At 68.2% G+C, this 15,317-nt stretch carries 14 protein-coding genes; 8 read left to right on the forward strand and 6 right to left on the reverse strand.

What is annotated here, in order from left to right:
* Positions 1-337: 337 nt before the first annotated feature.
* Positions 338-802, reverse strand: coding sequence for a transcriptional accessory protein (locus ID810_RS00985; protein ID WP_166857074.1), 465 nt, complete (start codon positions 800-802; stop codon positions 338-340).
* A 119-nt stretch (positions 803-921) separates the two neighbouring features.
* On the opposite strand from ID810_RS00985, the gene cysS reads away from it, so the two are divergent.
* From cysS to ID810_RS01000, 3 genes are all read left to right on the forward strand, one after another.
* Positions 922-2,424: a cysteine--tRNA ligase gene (cysS, locus tag ID810_RS00990; RefSeq protein ID WP_166857075.1), complete on the forward strand. Its 1,503-nt coding sequence runs from the start codon at positions 922-924 to the stop codon at positions 2,422-2,424.
* A 92-nt stretch (positions 2,425-2,516) separates the two neighbouring features.
* On the forward strand, positions 2,517-3,512 hold the full coding sequence (gene rlmB / locus ID810_RS00995) for a 23S rRNA (guanosine(2251)-2'-O)-methyltransferase RlmB (RefSeq protein WP_166857077.1): 996 nt from the start codon (positions 2,517-2,519) through the stop codon (positions 3,510-3,512).
* A 105-nt stretch (positions 3,513-3,617) separates the two neighbouring features.
* Entirely contained in the window at positions 3,618-4,859 is a 1,242-nt protein-coding gene (locus ID810_RS01000; protein ID WP_166857079.1) for a hypothetical protein, read from the forward strand.
* A 157-nt stretch (positions 4,860-5,016) separates the two neighbouring features.
* Here the strand turns inward: ID810_RS01000 and ID810_RS01005 are convergent, their stop codons facing one another.
* Positions 5,017-6,237, reverse strand: coding sequence for an AGE family epimerase/isomerase (locus ID810_RS01005; RefSeq protein WP_166857081.1), 1,221 nt, complete (start codon positions 6,235-6,237; stop codon positions 5,017-5,019).
* Between the two features lie 13 nt (positions 6,238-6,250).
* Entirely contained in the window at positions 6,251-7,057 is an 807-nt protein-coding gene (locus ID810_RS01010; RefSeq protein ID WP_166857083.1) for a DeoR/GlpR family DNA-binding transcription regulator, read from the reverse strand.
* Positions 7,058-7,227: 170 nt separating this feature from the next.
* Between ID810_RS01010 and ID810_RS01015 the strand changes: the two genes are divergently transcribed.
* The 5 genes from ID810_RS01015 (at position 7,228) to ID810_RS01035 (ending at position 12,513) form a co-directional block, all read left to right on the forward strand.
* Entirely contained in the window at positions 7,228-8,511 is a 1,284-nt protein-coding gene (locus ID810_RS01015; protein WP_166857085.1) for an ABC transporter substrate-binding protein, read from the forward strand.
* A 73-nt stretch (positions 8,512-8,584) separates the two neighbouring features.
* A complete protein-coding gene (locus tag ID810_RS01020; RefSeq protein WP_166857087.1) occupies positions 8,585-9,526 on the forward strand; it encodes a carbohydrate ABC transporter permease in 942 nt (313 codons plus the stop codon).
* A gap of 1 nt (position 9,527) precedes the next feature.
* Positions 9,528-10,370: a carbohydrate ABC transporter permease gene (locus ID810_RS01025; protein WP_166857089.1), complete on the forward strand. Its 843-nt coding sequence runs from the start codon at positions 9,528-9,530 to the stop codon at positions 10,368-10,370.
* A 34-nt stretch (positions 10,371-10,404) separates the two neighbouring features.
* On the forward strand, positions 10,405-11,265 hold the full coding sequence (locus ID810_RS01030) for a ketose-bisphosphate aldolase (RefSeq protein ID WP_166857090.1): 861 nt from the start codon (positions 10,405-10,407) through the stop codon (positions 11,263-11,265).
* Positions 11,266-11,316: 51 nt separating this feature from the next.
* Positions 11,317-12,513 (forward strand): ADP-dependent glucokinase/phosphofructokinase, encoded by a 1,197-nt coding sequence (locus tag ID810_RS01035; RefSeq protein WP_166857092.1) that lies wholly within the window; start codon positions 11,317-11,319, stop codon positions 12,511-12,513.
* Between the two features lie 58 nt (positions 12,514-12,571).
* On the opposite strand, the gene ID810_RS01040 is transcribed toward ID810_RS01035, so the two are convergent.
* The 3 genes from ID810_RS01040 to ID810_RS01050 form a co-directional block, all read right to left on the reverse strand.
* Complete coding sequence (locus tag ID810_RS01040) at positions 12,572-13,018, reverse strand: DUF3021 domain-containing protein (protein ID WP_166857094.1); 447 nt, start codon at positions 13,016-13,018, stop codon at positions 12,572-12,574.
* A gap of 143 nt (positions 13,019-13,161) precedes the next feature.
* Positions 13,162-13,605 (reverse strand): LytTR family DNA-binding domain-containing protein, encoded by a 444-nt coding sequence (locus ID810_RS01045; protein ID WP_166857096.1) that lies wholly within the window; start codon positions 13,603-13,605, stop codon positions 13,162-13,164.
* Positions 13,606-13,852: 247 nt separating this feature from the next.
* Entirely contained in the window at positions 13,853-15,229 is a 1,377-nt protein-coding gene (locus ID810_RS01050) for a DUF4032 domain-containing protein (protein WP_166857097.1), read from the reverse strand.
* Positions 15,230-15,317 lie beyond the last annotated feature (88 nt).

Genomic DNA, 15,317 nt, shown 5'->3' on the forward strand with positions numbered 1-15,317 from the left:
CGCCCCTTGCGAGGTGGGGGGATGTCTGCGTGACGCGCGTGGCATGACGAGGCCCTCGGACCCGGTTTCCCGGGCCCGAGGGCCTTCGTCATTGAGGGGCTCACCGACCGGGTTCCCAGTCCGGCGGGAGCGGCCCTCCCTCGCAGGAACGGTCCAGCGGGGCTCCCTAGGACCCTGCCGGACCTCGGTTGGAATCGGTCATCGGGTTCCCCAACCCTCTCGGTTCTTTCCGTCCTGCGGTAAAACATAGATAACCGGACGGACCTGGGCATTGCCCCAGAGAAAACCTGGGAAATATATGGGAACGCTGAGCACGATGGGGAGGCGTCCGCTTCGGTCACGAGATGAGGCCGACGACTCCCCACACGACGGAGACGGTCCCGCCGAGGATGGCCAGCAGGCCCACCCACTGCAGGGGGATGAAGAACAGCGAGTGGTTGTTGCGCAGCGTCTTGCGCACGCCCTGTTCCTGCGAGGCGACGACCTGCTCGACCTGCGAACGGGCCTCCAGCTCGCTGGTCGGTGCGGCAGCACCCGGCTGGACCTGGAAGGTCCCGGCGTGAACACGCTGCCACAGCTCGGCGCGCATGGCAGTGAGGTGCTCCTGCGTCTTCGCCTCCGGTCGCTGGAGATTGAGCCACCAGCCCAGAGCGCCGCAAGCGGCGCCGCCAGTAAGGAGGCCCAGGCCCCCCGCGATGTTGTCCATCGGGCCGCTGTGGTTCCCCAGGAGGGCCATGAAGAGAGCGACGAAGCCGACAATGATGACGACGCCGAGGATGCCGAAGCCACGCCAGATGATCATGGGCGCAGCCTAACCGCAGGGCTTCGGGCGCGGAGGGGCAGCGCTATCCATGGGTGGGTGACGGATTCCTCCGGGCCGCACGGGATCACCCCAGTAGCCTGGGCCCGTAGTCTGGGCCTGTGACTGACACTGCCGCTCCCGCGCCTTCCCTGCGCCTGTACGACTCGGCCGCTCGCGCCGTCGTACCCCTGGCGCCCACCGTCACCCCTGGGCAGGTCGCGATCTACCTGTGTGGTGCCACCGTCCAGGGATCGCCCCACATCGGTCACATGCGCTCGGGCATCGCCTTCGACGTCCTGCGCCGCTGGCTCGAGCGTCAGGGCCAGCGCGTCCTCATGGTCCGCAACGTCACCGACATCGACGACAAGATCCTCGCCAAGTCCGCCGCAGCTGAGCCTCCGGTCGAGTGGTGGGCCTGGGCCCAGCGCTTCGAGCGCGAGTTCGACGCCGCCTACCGCGCCCTCGGCGTCGCCGCCCCCACCTACGAGCCTCGCGCCACCGGCACCATCCCCGAGCAGGTTGACCTTGTCCAGCGTCTGCTCGACGCCGGTCACGCCTACGTCGGCGAGGCCGGCAACGTCTACTTCGACGTCCGCTCCCTGCCGGACTACGGGACGCTGACCAACCAGCGCCTGGAGGACCTGGCCACCACCGAGGACGAGTCCCAGATCGACGTGGAGGTTGAGGCCGACAAGCGCGACCCGCGCGACTTCGCCCTGTGGAAGAGCGCCAAGCCCTCCGAGCCGGCCGACGCCGCCTGGGACGCCCCCTGGGGGCGGGGCCGACCGGGCTGGCACCTGGAGTGCTCCGCCATGAGCCGACGCTTCCTCGGCGAGGAGTTCGACATCCACGGCGGCGGCATCGACCTGCGCTTCCCGCACCACGAGAACGAGCAGGCGCAGTCCCACGGCGCCGGCTGGGGCTTCGCCCGCCACTGGGTCCACAACGCCTGGGTGACGGTCAAGGGCGAGAAGATGAGCAAGTCGCTGGGCAACTCCCTCGTGGTGGCTGAGCTGCTCAAGCGCTACGACCCCGCCGTCCTGCGCCTGGCCCTGGGCACCGTCCACCACCGCTCCACGGTCGAGTTCTCCGAGGAGGGCCTGGCGGAGGCCGCCGCCCTGTGGGAGCGCCTGAGTGGAGCGCTCCTGCGGGCGATGGAGGTGGCGGGGGCCGACGCCGTCGACCTCCCGTCCCAGCGGCTGCGCGACCGGCTCCTGCCCGAGGACTTCAGCGCCGCCATGGACGAGGACCTCAACCTGGCCGGTGCCATGGCCGTCGTCCACGCTGCCCTCAAGACCCTCAACACCGCCCTGTCCAGCCCGCAGCCCGACGCCGCTGGTGTCGCCGCCACCGCCCTGGACCTCAGAGCCCAGCTTGACGTTCTTGGCCTCGACCCGCTCGCGGCGCCCTGGCGTGAGCGCGTTCTGGGCGCGGGGTCCGCCGGTGGGCAGGACGCCGCCATGCAGGCCCTCGACCACCTCGTCACCGCCGTCGTCCAGGAGCGCGCCGAGGCCCGCGCGGTCAAGGACTGGGCCCGGGCCGACGCCCTGCGCGACCGGCTCGCGCAGGCCGGCGTCGTCGTCGAGGACTCGCCCACCGGGGCGCGCTGGCACCTGGCCTGACCGGCACAGGAGGCGCAGGAAGCACGGGAGCGCAGAAAGGCACCGTGCAGGACCCCCACGACATGAGCACCGGCCCAGAAAGGACCGAGACAATGGCTGGAAATGAGCAGTACCCCGGCGCCAGGCGCCGACCCGGAAGCAAGAAGGGTCCGACCAAGGGCTCGGGCGGCAACCGCCGCCGGGGCCTTGAGGGCAAGGGCCCCACCCCGAAGGCGGAGGACCGCGTCGGCCACCCCAAGGCCCGGGCGAAGGCCCGTGCCCAGGCTCGTGCCGCCCAGCCCACGCGGGCCAAGCAGCTGGAGATGATTCGCCGCCGCTTCGAGGTGCCCGACGGCTACGAGATCGTCTGCGGACGCAACGCCGTCGCCGAGGCCGCCCGCTCCGGCGCGCCGATCAGCCGCGTCTTCATGGCCGTCTCCGCCGAGTCCGACGACCGTCTTGGCGCCGTCATCCGCCGGGCAACCCTTCTGGGCGCCCCTGTCCTGGAGACGACCAAGCTCGACCTTGAGGCCCTGACAGAGGGCACCGTCCACCAGGGTGTGGCCATCGAGGTGCCCGCCTACGAGTACGTCACCGCCCTCGACCTGCTTGAGCGCTCGCGCATGCTCGGGCGCACGCCCCTGCTTGTGGCCCTCGACCAGGTGACGGATCCGCACAACCTCGGGGCGGTCACGCGCTCCGCCGGGGCCTTCGGTGCCGACGGCGTCATCATCCCCGAGCGTCGCTCCGTCGGTGTCAACGCCACCGTCTGGAAGGTCTCGGCCGGGGCCGCCGCCCGCGTGCCCGTGGCGCGCGAGACCAACCTCGTGCGCGCCCTCGAGAAGCTGAAGAAGGAGGGCTGCTTCGTCGTCGGGCTGGACGGCGGCACTGACACCCTCGTCGAGGACCTCACCTTCGCCGACGTGCCCCTCGTCGTCGTCACCGGCGCCGAGGGGGCGGGCCTGTCGCGCCTCGTGCGTGAGACCTGCGACGCCATCGCCTCGATCCCGATCTCGCGGACCGTCGAGTCCCTTAACGCCGCCGTCGCCACGGGCATTGCCCTGTATGAGGTGGACCGCCTGCGCCGTCGGCAGGCTGCACAGGCCTGACCGGGCCGCTGCGAGGGCAGTGAGTAGGGCCAGAGCCTGCCGCCGCGGGCCGGTTGCTGACAGAATGGCCCCAGTACGCCGCACCTGACTGACAGGAGGCCAGAGATGGCACAGGACGCTTCCCAACGCTGGAACCGCACGGAGGGCGTGCTCATCGCCCCGGGAACCACCCCGGACGAGGTCGCCGCCTGCCTCAGCGGGCACGACGTCGTCGCCCGCATGGAGTGGTACCCCGCGACCTCGCACCTCGTGGGCCTGGTGCTGCTGACCGATGCCGAGGGGCGCGTGGCCGTGACGCCGCCGTCGCGCGGTGGGGTGGTGCCGGGCACGGGCGTGTCCGAGCTGGCGGAGCAGGTGGCCCGCGAGCTGGGTGCCGACGTCACCATCGGTCCGGCCTCCTTCAACGCGCTTCCCGACGACGTCGCCCTGCCCGAGGTGCCTTCGGGGGCGTCGGAGTCCACCCGTACGGTGGTGGTCTCCCCGCTGAGCGCCTACACGGTGCCGCTGCAGGCGACGCTGCTGGAGCGGTCGCTGACGGTGGTCTCTGTGCCCGGCATTGACCGTCGCATCGTCATGTCCACGGGGGAGGGTCCCGGCCTGGGCGCCTTCGGCTGGGACGAGGAGTCCCTGCCGGCTCTGGTCCTGACCGCCGGCGACGGCGACATGACGGTGCGGGCGGTGATGACTGACGATATCGAGGACGACGCCGTCTACTCGTGGGCCATGACCTCGCACTACGTGTGGGGCTCGGTCGCTGAGCCGGGGCCGGCGCTGTGCCGCCTCGTGGAGGAGCTGTTGACGGACTCGACGGACGCCACGGCCATCGCTGAGGCGGTGCCGGGCGCGGACGTGGAGGCGGCCACGGCTGCGCTGCGCACGGAGGGTGCGGCGGGCATGGCCGCGATGATCGGTGCGTTGGGGCTGCCCGAGTGGGTGGATGAGGTGCTGACGGGTCGCCTGGCGCCGGCGGAGGTGCCGGGCGCGGTGGTGCACGAGCCGCGTGGCCTGTCCAACGCCGTGGGCCGCTCGGTGGGGCTCATGCTGCGTGACCCGCAGATCCCGGGCTCGGCTCTGTGGCAGTCCTACATCTACACGGTGACGGAGCGTCCGTGGCTGGTGCGCGGCCTGGTGGCGCTTGAGGCGGCTCTCGGTGGCACGCTCATCGGCAAGGGCGTGCAGCGGCGCCAGCGCACGGGGCACGTCTCGGCGGGCCTGGCGGCGGTTGGCGCGATGCTCGTGGTCGACGCGGTGGTGGAGCTGTCGATGGCCTCCTGGGCGCGGCACAAGGAGCTGCGGCGCCGGGCCGACGAGGAGATGGCCCTGGTCGCCGAGGAACTCGGAGCCTGAGTGCCCTCAGATAGCACGGAGCCTGAGTGCCCTCGGATAGCACAGCGCCTGAGCGCCCTCAGTCGATGACGCCGCCGTCGGCCCCGGTGACCGAGGTGACCATGGCGCCTGTGGTGGCGGCGCGGTGGATGACGAGGGCGGGCGAGGCCATGGCTCGTCAGCTCGGGCGGGCGGTCAGCAGGCCGGTGGCGAAGGAGGGGGTCACGGGCAGCGTGCCGATGAGCATGGCCTGCAGGGCGTGGTAGATATCCGGCTTGCCGGACCATGTGCCGCAGGCGGGCTGGTTGGCGGCGTCCAGTTCCTCGCGCCACTGTCCGGGACGCTCGATGAGGTAGGTGCGGGCCCAGTTCCAGAACACGTTGACGTCGAGATCGTAGGAGGGGTCCTCGCTCACGCGGCGCAGGGTCTCGGCCGCACCGATGGCCTCGCACAGGACCCAGTACATGCGCTGGTGGACCACGGGGCGCCCCTCGAAGTCGACGGTGTACACGAAGCCTGGCTCACCGTCGGGCCCCCAGCCTTCCTGGAGCGCACGGCGGTACATGTGCTGCGGGATGACAGTGAGGGAGGCGGGGGTGTCCATACCCTCGCTCTCGCAGGCCTGGCGCAGTTGGACCATGAGCCGGGACCACTCGAGCCAGTGACCGACCGTCGAGCCGAAGGGCCTGAAGGCGTCCGCCGGGATGTCCCGATTGTAGTCGAGGAGGGCGGTCCAGGACTCGTCGAAGTGCTCAGGAAGACGGAAACCGTGGCTGGCGAAGGCCTCGGCGATGCGGCGCGTGATGCGCGAGGCCCGCCTGAGGTGCAGGGTGTCCCGTGTAGCGCCGTAGGCGGCCAGGAGCGCCTCGACGGTGTGCATATTGGCATTGGCACCGCGGTACGGGTCAATCGCGAGGGTGTGACGGTCGCGGGCATCGACGACCATCCCGGCCTCCTCGTCCCACCACAGACGTTCGAAGGTGGTCAGCCCGGTATCGAGTAGGTCGGCGGCGCGCGGGACGCCCGCCAGCAGCGCGGAGGCGGCGGCGAGGATGACGAAACTGTGGTCGTAGGAGACGAGAGGGCCGTCGGCGGGCGTGCCGTCGGTCTCGACGCGTGAGAGCCAGGCGTTGCGGTCGGCGCAGTGCAGGGGGCAGTCGAGGAGGGTGGTGACACCGTGGGTGGCAAGAGGCAGGCAGTCCTCGTCACCGAGCAGGTGCCCGAGCGCGAAGCAGTGGGTCATGCGGCCGGTGATCCACAACTGGGTGCCCTGGGAGGGGTCGACTTCGCCGTCGTCGTCAAGCCAGCCGAATCCGGCCTCAGTTCGTGATTGCTTGCCGAAGTCGAGCAGGGCGCGTGCCTCGGCGTCGAGGAGCGGCCGGATGGAGTCGGAGGTCATGGGGTCTCCCGTGTCAGTTCTGGTGGGTGGGGACGAGGACCTCGACGTCGGCGTCGCTCAGGGCCTCGTGAAGCTCGCCCGAGGGCCGGTCATTGGTGACGAGGTAGTTCACGTGGGACCAGTCGCACACCGAGGCGAAGAGCCTACGGTTGTGCTTGGTGGTGTCGGCCAGGATGGCGACGCGTTGGGCGCGTCGAGCCATCTGGCCGAGCATGGCCGCCTCGTCGAGGTTGGAGGTGGACGGGCCCTCGGTGTCGACGGCGCCGACTCCGATGATGGCGAGGTCGACGTGGATCTCGTTCTCAGCGTCTGAGATCGGGGAGAAGAAGGAGACGGGGCCGACGGTCACGAGCCCGGAGATCCGCACGTGGCCGCCGATCACGTACAGGTCACGGCAGATCTCGTCGTTGAGCAGGGGTGGCAGCGACAGGTTGTTGGTGGCGATGATGAGCTCGCGGCGTTCGGTGATGTGGGGGACGAGCGCGAGCGTGGTGGTGCCACCGTTGATGAACAGGACGTTGCCATCGACGATGAGGTCGGAGGTGAGCCGGCCGATGACGTCCTTCTGGGCGGCCTGGAGCCGAGAGCGGTCGTCGAGGCTGGTGTCGTGCCAGGGGACCGCGGATGTCGACATGGCGCCCCCGTGGGTGCGGATGAGCTGACCGTCGGAGTCGAGCTGGTCGAGGTCGCGTCTGATGGTGTCTGCGGAGACGCCGAAGCGCTCAGCCAGTGCTGAGACAGTGACCTGTCCGAGACGGTTGACGTAAGCCGCGACCTCCGCTTTGCGGCCGGCGGGGAGGCGGGAGGCTGCGTCGTTCATGGGCCCAGCATAAGGGCGGCATGCGGTCACAGTCGGCTGGTTACGGTTTCGTTACTTATTTTGCCTCTAGACAAGACGCATAAAGACGCATTATTCTTCGCATCAGGCGTCAAAAACGTGTAGAAAGCAGCACGATGGCGCAACTCGTATCAATGACGATGGAGTGAACCATGGAACTTCGCAGGCGTGAATTCGGGAAGATGGCGGCGACCGCGTCCGCCCTGGCTGCGCTCGGGCTGGCGGGCTGCGGTGGCGGCTCCGAGGGTGAGGGGGGCGGTGAGGTCACGCTTGAGTTCGCCCAGTGGTGGGAGCCCGAGCTGCCCGACGGCACCTTCCGCGCCCTCATGGACCAGTTCGAGCAGGAGAACCCCGGCATCACAGTCGAGCTGCTGTCCGGGCCCTATGCCTCCACCAAGGAGCAGCTCGTCGCAGGCGCCGCCGCTCAGACGATGCCCGACGTCGTCGGGCTGGACGGCGCCTGGGTGAGTGACTTCGCCAAGCAGGGCGCCATCGCCGACCTCACGGCGCTCATGGCCGAACAGGGCTATGACGACGGCGAGCTCGCCAGCCAGGTCACGATCGACGGCGCCACCTACATGATCCCCGTCGTCAACTTCGTCTACCCCATGTTCGCGAACATGGACCTGCTCGAGAGTGCCGGCCTCACGCAGATGCCGTCGACCCGTGAGGAGTTCGAGGAGACGGCCAAGGCGGTCGCCGCCACCTCCCCGGGCGTGTCCGGATGGGCGCTGCCCCTGTCGCTCGAGGCCCCCAACGGCGCTCAGAACGACATCATGTCCTGGGTCTGGGCCTCGGGCGGCTCCATGCTCACCGACGACGGCAAGCCCAAGCTCGTCGGCAACGACGACGTCAAGAGCGCCTCGGAGTTCATCAAGCGGCTGTGGGACGCAGGTGTCGTCTCCCCCGGTGCCTTCACCATGAAGGAGCAGGACAAGGTCGAGGACTTCACCAATGGGCGCGTCGGGCTCATGATCGACTCCCTCGCCCATGTCCACACGATCCGCGAGGGCAACCCCGACCTCACCTTCGACATCTCGGCCCTGCCCGCCGTCGCCGGTTACGACGGCGAGCGAGGCATGCCCTACGCCTCCTGGGGGATCGGGGTCTCGGGCTCGACGGAGCATCCCGCTGAGGCATGGAAGCTGGTCCAGTTCCTCATGTCCGCCAAGGTCAACGCCTCACTGTCCAATGACGCCAAGGCCTTCCCCGGCAACACCACCGCCACCCCCGACTACGTCAACAGCGACGAGATCCTCAAGAAGGCCTTCGAGATCTGGTCCGCGGGCAGGCCCGCCAACGAGTTCGTGGGCCTGCCGGTCTCGGAGACGCTCATGCGCGACTTCGAGGAGCAGTTCCAGGCCTACCTCAGCGGCGACATCGACGTCGACACGATGCTGAGCAACACCCAGCAGGCGTGGGACGAGGCGTTCTGACGCCCGTTGCCGTCACCAACGGCTGTGGGCTCGGTCATCGGCCGGACCCACAGCAGCCCAGGAAGGTGAGTAGATGAGCGTCAGTGAAGCCGCTCCCGTACAAGACAACGGCGCGGGTACGCGGACCCTGCCGCTGGGCACCCGCGTCACCAGGGCCCTGGTGCCGTTTGCGTACCTGTCACCCACGGTGACCCTGCTCCTCGTGCTCATGGTCGTGCCGATCATCATCGTCATCGGCTATTCCCTTCAGGACGCCGTCATCACGACCAAGCAGTCTCATTTCGTCGGGCTGGAGAATTACATCGACATTCTCACCAGCGCGAAGTTCCGCACCGCGCTGGGCAACACGATCGTCTTCGTTGTCGTCAGCGTCGTCGCCCACATGCTCATCGGGCTCGGCTTCGCTCTACTTCTCAACTCCGACGCCGTCTCCAACGTCACTCAAGCCGTCTTCCGCACGATCTTCGTCCTGCCCTGGCTGTTGACGGTCGCGATCATCGCGATCCTGTGGCGTCTGCTGCTCAACCCCAACGGAGTCGTCAACGCCCTCCTGTCCGCGTTAGGCGTGGTGTCCGGCCAGCACGAATGGCTCGCCGACCCCGACCTCGCCCTCGCCGTCGTCACCTTCATCAACATCTGGAGCGGCTACCCCTTCTTCATGATCTCCATCCTCGCCGGACTCCAGGGCATCCCCCGTGACCTCTACGAGGCGGCGGAGGTCGACGGCGCGGGAGTGCTGCGGCGCTTCTGGTCGATCACCATCCCCCAGCTGCGCCCCATCATCATCTCGATGGCGCTGCTCGACGTCATCTGGACCTCCCAGCAGTTCGCCCTCATTTGGATGACCACGGGCGGCGGCCCACTCAACAAGACGGAGATGCTCTCAACCTTCACGTACAAGATGGCCTTCTCCGAGTACGACTTCGCAGGGGCCTCGGCCAGCGCGGTCATCATCCTCGTCCTGTCGATGGTCCTGGCGTTCTTCTACGTGCGCAGCCAGAAGGCGAGGGACTGACATGCGTGCCAAGCAACGCCGTCGGCTCCTGCACGTCACTGCGGTCTGGGTGGGGCTCGTCCTCGGAGGCTGCTTCGCCGGCCTGCCTGTCCTGTGGATGCTCGTCTCCTCCTTCAAGCCCAACGCGCGCATCTTCGCGACCCCGCCCAGGATCATTGAGGAGGACAGCTCCTTCGCCGCCTATCTGTCGATCTTTCATGACCCCGAGAAGATCCGGTTCTTCGTCAACAGCTACCTCGTGGCGCTCACGGTGACGGCGCTGACCCTCGTCGTCGGCATCATGGCGGGATATGCCTTCAGCCGCTTCGAGTTCCCGGGCAAACGCGTCCTTAACGTCATCGTCATCTCGGTGCAGGCGGTGCCGCCCATCACCCTGCTCATCCCGTTCTTCGGGCTCATGGTGACGCTCAGGCTCTACAACACCTACCAGGGCCTCATTCTCACCTACATGGTGTTCACGCTGCCCTACGCGATCATCATGCTGACCGGCTACTTCAACACACTTCCGCGCGAGCTGGACGAGGCCGCCAAGGTTGACGGCACCAGCACTTTTGGGGCCCTGTGGAAGGTGCTCGTGCCCATCTCGGTCCCGGGAATCGTGTCCGTCGGCATCTACACCTTCATGATCGCGTGGAACGAGTACCTCTTCGCCCTCACGCTCACGCGCACCAACAACATGCGCACAGTGCCGATCGGCATCCAGCTGCTCATGGGGCAGCACTCCTACGAGTGGAACGAGATGATGGCGATGTCAGTTCTGGGCTCCATCCCCGTCGTCGTCCTCTTCATTTTCTTCCAGCGGTACTTCATCGGAGGCATGACCGCTGGATCCGTCAAGAACTGATCTTGGCGGCCGCACACAGGAAGGTTCACACCAGATGCTGACCACAGGAAATGAGATCCTCGCCGTCGCCAATGATCACGGCTTCGCGGTCCCGGCGTTCAACATCTCCTCCTACTCCATGCTTCACGCCGTCGTGGATGTCTGCGAGCAGAAGCGCTCCCCGCACATCATCGCGATTCATCCGGACGAGCTCGCGCACACCCGTGCGGACATGCTCAGTTCGGTCATCCGCATCGCCCACGAGTCCTCGATTCCGACGGCGATCCACTTGGACCATGGCGGCTCCTACGAGCAGGTTCTCTGGGCGATCCAATGCGGCTTTACCTCCGTGATGATCGATAAATCCTTCGTCTCCTTCGAGGAGAACGTCGTCGAGACCCGCCGTGTGGTCGAGGCGGCCCACGCCGTCGGGCTGTCCGTGGAGGCTGAGCTGGGCACTATCGGCGTCTCCGATCAGTACGGGGAGACCGGCTCTGAGGAGATCCTCTACACCAACCCCGACGACGCGGTGCGTTTCATCGAGGCCACGGGTGCGGACTCGCTGGCCATCGCCATCGGCACCCGCCATGGCCTGTACCCCTCTTCAGTCAAGCCCGCCCTGCGGCTCGACCTCCTGGAGGGGATCAAGTCCCGGCTGCCGATCCCGCTCGTGCTCCACGGAGGGTCCAACAACTCCGACACTGAGATCGCCGGAGCGGTGCGTGGCGGTATCAACAAGATCAACATCTCCTCGGACATCAAGTCCGCGTACTTCACCCGGATGCGCGAGGTGCTGCAGGACGTCCACCTTCGTGAGCCCAACGTCATCGAGCCGCCCTGCGAGGAGGCCCTCAAGGTCTGCGCCGCGCAGAAGATCGACCTCTTCGAGTCGGCCGGCAAGGCTGACCTGTACTGACTGTTCCCGGGAGGTCGGCGCCGACCCCCCTCGCCCGATCAGGAGACTGGCATGTCGGGACGGATCGTCCTCGGACTCGGTGGCACCGTCGACCACGAGGTCGTCTGGGACGCGGCGGCGTTCCAGCGCCTCGTTGACGGCTACGGCATCACGCTCACCGAGCTCGAGGACGCTCCGTCCCTGGCCGTCGGCAGTGAGCGGGAGATCATCAGGGATGTCCTGCGCTCGATGCACCACTCCATCGGCTGCGAGGTCTTCGTCAGGGACCGCGGTGACCTGCTCGCCTTCGACGCCCGCTTCGAGCACCGGGTGACCCTGGGCGGCACCTGCGTGCGGGCGGCCCTCGCGCTCTCGCGCCTCGGCGTCGGGTCGACAGTCCACCTGGTCTCCATCAGCGACGAGGTCCGTCGGTTGCTGCCCGACGGCGTGGACTGGATCTGCTCGGCCGACGAGGACTCTGCCGATCCCCACGTCATCGTGCAGTACCCGGCGGGCGCCCGCATCCGGGTGGCGGATGGCACGGTGCTCGCCTCCAGACCCAACCGGGTCATCCTCGTCAACGACCCGCCCAACGAGCACATGAGGCTCAGTGCGCAGCTGGCGACGGTGTTGCATGACGCCAGCGTCGTGCTCGCCAGCGGCTTCAACACGATGAAGTCGGAGTCTGAGCTGCGCTGTCGGCTCGCCGAGCTCGAGAGGGTGTTGGCTGTGGTGCCGCCCGGAACCCCGATTGTCTACGAGGATGCCGGGTTTCACGACGACGCCCTGCGCAGTGCCGTGCTGGAGGCGGTACGACGGGCCTTCTGCTTGCACTCCCTCAACGAGGACGAGGCCCAGCGCTACCTGGGGCGGCCGGTCGACCTCGCCGACCCCGCCGAGGTCGCGACGATGATGACCGACCTGCGCGAGATCCTCGGCGCGCCGACCGTCATGGTCCACACCAGCCGGTACGCCGCCGTCATCGGCACCGACGCCGAGCGCTACCGCGAGGCCGGGCAGGCGGGCTGTCTCATGGCCTCGACCAGGTTCCTGCACGGCGACGCCTACACACGTGCCGAGTACGACGCCGTCGCCACGGCTGCGCGCGAGCAGGTGGGCACCGCGCTCGCCCGGGACGCGGGGCTCCTGGCCGCCGGCGTGCGCATCGCCCCCGGCTTCGCCGTGCGTACCGAGCACCCGACGACGATCGGGCTGGGCGACGCCTTCATCGGCGGTGTCGTAGGGCACCTGGCGCATCGTGCCGCTTGAGTCCGGGGGTGGCCGAACGACGGACGGTGCATCGGCTCCGTGCTTGTTCGAGTCTCGCTCAGCGCGTGCTCAGGCGGGCGTTGACGGCGTTGACCACGTGGCGGTAACGCAGGTAGGTGGCTACCCAGATGACGGCGTAGACGAGGATGAACACGACGCCGAACCTCAGTGCCGTGGGGCCGGAGAACCACTGGAGGTACCAGCCGGCCGCGGCCACACCCCCGCCGACGAGCACCAGGTGAGCCAGGGAGGCGGTTGACATGTTCAGGCGGTCGGAGCGGTAGACCTCGGAGGCGAGCATACAGACCGCGCCGAGCAGGGCGTAGACGACGAGCTGGACGAGGACGGCGACGTTCTCGTTGGCGAAGCCGACCAGGAACTCGGGGACGCCCGGGGTGTAGTGCGTCGAGTGGGCTGCAGAGAAGGCGAGCGTCGTGAGGCTGCCGATCGTGATGCCGCCGAGGGCGCCGGTGCCCGTGCGCTTGAGGATGTGTGTGGTGGTCATAATGAATCTTCCTGTGGGTGGTGGGGTGGGGGTGACACTGGGTGGTGGGGTGGGGGTGACACTGGGTGGTGGGGTGGGGGTGACACTGGGTGGTGGGGTGGGGGTGACACTGGGTGGTGGGGTGGGGGTGATCTGGAGCGGGGCTAGAGCCCGAGCGCAGCCTTGAAACGCGGGATGGAGCGTCGCGAGACGAAGCAACGGGTGCCGTCGCGCAGCTGAACGGCGATCGTCCCGGTGCCGGACAGGTCCATGAAGGCCACGTGGGCGAGGTTGATGATCTCGCCCTGGTTGATGCGGATGAAGCTGTCGGATTGAAGGCGGTGCTCGACCTCGTGCAGGCGTGGCTGGATGCGCCAGGTGCCCGCGGCGTCATGCGCGTAGACCCGCTTATCGCGGGTGAAGAGCCTCAGGATGCGAGCGGGGTCCAGCAGGACGGTGCGCTCGCCGTCGGTGCCGGTCAGGCGCTGGGGCTCGCCCAGGCGGGTCAGCGCCGACTCGATGCGTCTGACCTCCGCGTCCAGGGTGGGGGCGCGCACGTCCACCCGCGTCTCCTCGACGCTGGGGTCGATGTGGATGTTGATCTTCACGGGGGCCTCTGGTGTGACGGCGGGGAAGGAGTAGGGCTTGTTCCCCGCATCCAGTCAAGCGCGGGTGAGGTCGCGGACGGGTGCCGAGCGGGACAAGCGGTTGCTGGGGCGCGACAAGCGGCCTGACACACCAACATCACACAGTCCGAACAACACCCAGCACTCCAGATTGCCCGGGGCCTCGTCGAGGGTGTGTTCTCACGCGGGCCGGGCCGGCGCGTGCGACGTCGGCAGGGCGGCGCCGCCCCTACTCGCCCTTGAACTTCATCCCGGCGGTGAAGCCGAAGGGGTTGAGGCTGTAGGCGGCGGCGGTCTCCTCGTCGCGGGCGGCGAACTCGGCGTCGTCCTCGGGCTCCGGCGCCTCATCGTCGTCGAAGATCGCGGTCATCTCCTGGGTGTCACCCAGCGACAGGTAGGCCTGCTCATCCCGGTGCTGCGGCAGGACGGTCGCGACGTAGTCCGCAAGGGCCTCCTTGGTGCTCACCGCCCGCTGGGCCTGCTCGGACATGTACCAGCGGTGCTCCAGGACCTCATGGAAGATCTCGGCGGACTCGAGCTTGCGGCGCAACTCGACGGGGACGGCCTGGATGGTGGGCTCGAAAACCTCGGCGAGCCACGTGTGGGCGACAAGCTCGATGGGCTGGTCCTGAAGGCCCCGGTAGACGCGGTAGGCCTCGAGGTCGTTGAGCATGCGCTGGCCCTGGCGCTCCTCGACGTCCAAGCCCGTCAGGCGCATGACCTGGCGGTGGTAGTGGCCGGCGTCGACCACCTTGGGCTGGATGGAGATCGTGGTGGCACCGCCGTCGGCCGTCGTCTTCATGGACAGCTCGCCGACGTCGAAGCCGAGTTCGTTGAGGTGCTCGATGCGCTGGCGCACGCGCCAGCGCTCGTCCATCGGGAAGGTCACCTCGCCGGTCAGGACGCTCCACAGCTCGGTGTAGCGGCTGACGATCCGGTCGCCCACCTCAATCGTGTCCACACTGGGCTCGAGCAGCGCCCCCGCCTGGAGATCCATGAGCTCACCGATGATGTTGGTGCGCGCGATATCGATGTCGTACAGACGCTTGCCCTCGGTCAGGCCCTCCGGGTAGAGCTCACCGGTCTCGGCGTCAACAAGGTAGGCGGCGAAGGCCCCGGCGTCGCGGCGGAAGAGCGTGTTGGACAGTGAGACGTCGCCCCAGTAGAAGCCGATCAGGTGCAGGCGCACGAGGAGCACCGCGAGGGCGTCAATGAGACGCGAGGCGGTCTCTGGGCGCATGTACTGGCTGAACAGGGCGCGGTAGGGCAGGGAGTAGGACAGGTGCTCGGTGACAAGGGCGGAGTTGAGCGCTTCGCCGTTGAGGTCGGTGCGTCCGGTGACGACGGCGGTGGGCACCACGCAGGGCGCACCCAGGCGCCCGAGATCGCGCAGGAGCGCGTACTCGCGGTGGGCGACGGACTCGCCGATCTCCTTGACGGCGATGAGGCGCTCGGAGAGGTTGGCGAAGCGGACGATGTGCCGGGACAAACCCCGGGGCAGTGCCGCCAGGACCTCAGCAGGCCACTGCTTGAGCGGGGTCTCCCACGGCAGGTCGAGCAGCGAGGGGTCGATGGTCGCTGCGGTGATCTGCATGGACTGGGGCATAACCACATTCTTTCAGGTGGTGGGTTGCGCAGGCGAGTCAGGCGCAGATGGGGCGAGCCCCGTCCCTCGGGGAGGGACGGGGCTCGTC

The sequence above is a fragment of the Actinomyces respiraculi genome (genome assembly GCF_014595995.2).
In the GTDB taxonomy this organism is placed as follows: domain Bacteria; phylum Actinomycetota; class Actinomycetes; order Actinomycetales; family Actinomycetaceae; genus Actinomyces; species Actinomyces respiraculi.

Bases quoted from the DNA above. Each gene is read 5' to 3' on its own strand.
- rlmB (WP_166857077.1), top strand. From the start codon at position 2,517: ATGGCTGGAAATGAGCAGTACCCCGGCGCCAGGCGCCGACCCGGAAGC.
- ID810_RS01025 (WP_166857089.1), top strand. From the start codon at position 9,528: ATGCGTGCCAAGCAACGCCGTCGGCTCCTGCACGTCACTGCGGTCTGG.
- ID810_RS01000 (WP_166857079.1), top strand. From the start codon at position 3,618: ATGGCACAGGACGCTTCCCAACGCTGGAACCGCACGGAGGGCGTGCTC.
- ID810_RS01035 (WP_166857092.1), top strand. From the start codon at position 11,317: ATGTCGGGACGGATCGTCCTCGGACTCGGTGGCACCGTCGACCACGAG.
- ID810_RS01040 (WP_166857094.1), bottom strand. From the start codon at position 13,018: ATGACCACCACACACATCCTCAAGCGCACGGGCACCGGCGCCCTCGGC.
- ID810_RS01005 (WP_166857081.1), bottom strand. From the start codon at position 6,237: ATGACCTCCGACTCCATCCGGCCGCTCCTCGACGCCGAGGCACGCGCC.
- ID810_RS01050 (WP_166857097.1), bottom strand. From the start codon at position 15,229: ATGCCCCAGTCCATGCAGATCACCGCAGCGACCATCGACCCCTCGCTG.
- ID810_RS01010 (WP_166857083.1), bottom strand. From the start codon at position 7,057: ATGAACGACGCAGCCTCCCGCCTCCCCGCCGGCCGCAAAGCGGAGGTC.
- ID810_RS00985 (WP_166857074.1), bottom strand. From the start codon at position 802: ATGATCATCTGGCGTGGCTTCGGCATCCTCGGCGTCGTCATCATTGTC.
- ID810_RS01020 (WP_166857087.1), top strand. From the start codon at position 8,585: ATGAGCGTCAGTGAAGCCGCTCCCGTACAAGACAACGGCGCGGGTACG.
- ID810_RS01030 (WP_166857090.1), top strand. From the start codon at position 10,405: ATGCTGACCACAGGAAATGAGATCCTCGCCGTCGCCAATGATCACGGC.
- ID810_RS01015 (WP_166857085.1), top strand. From the start codon at position 7,228: ATGGAACTTCGCAGGCGTGAATTCGGGAAGATGGCGGCGACCGCGTCC.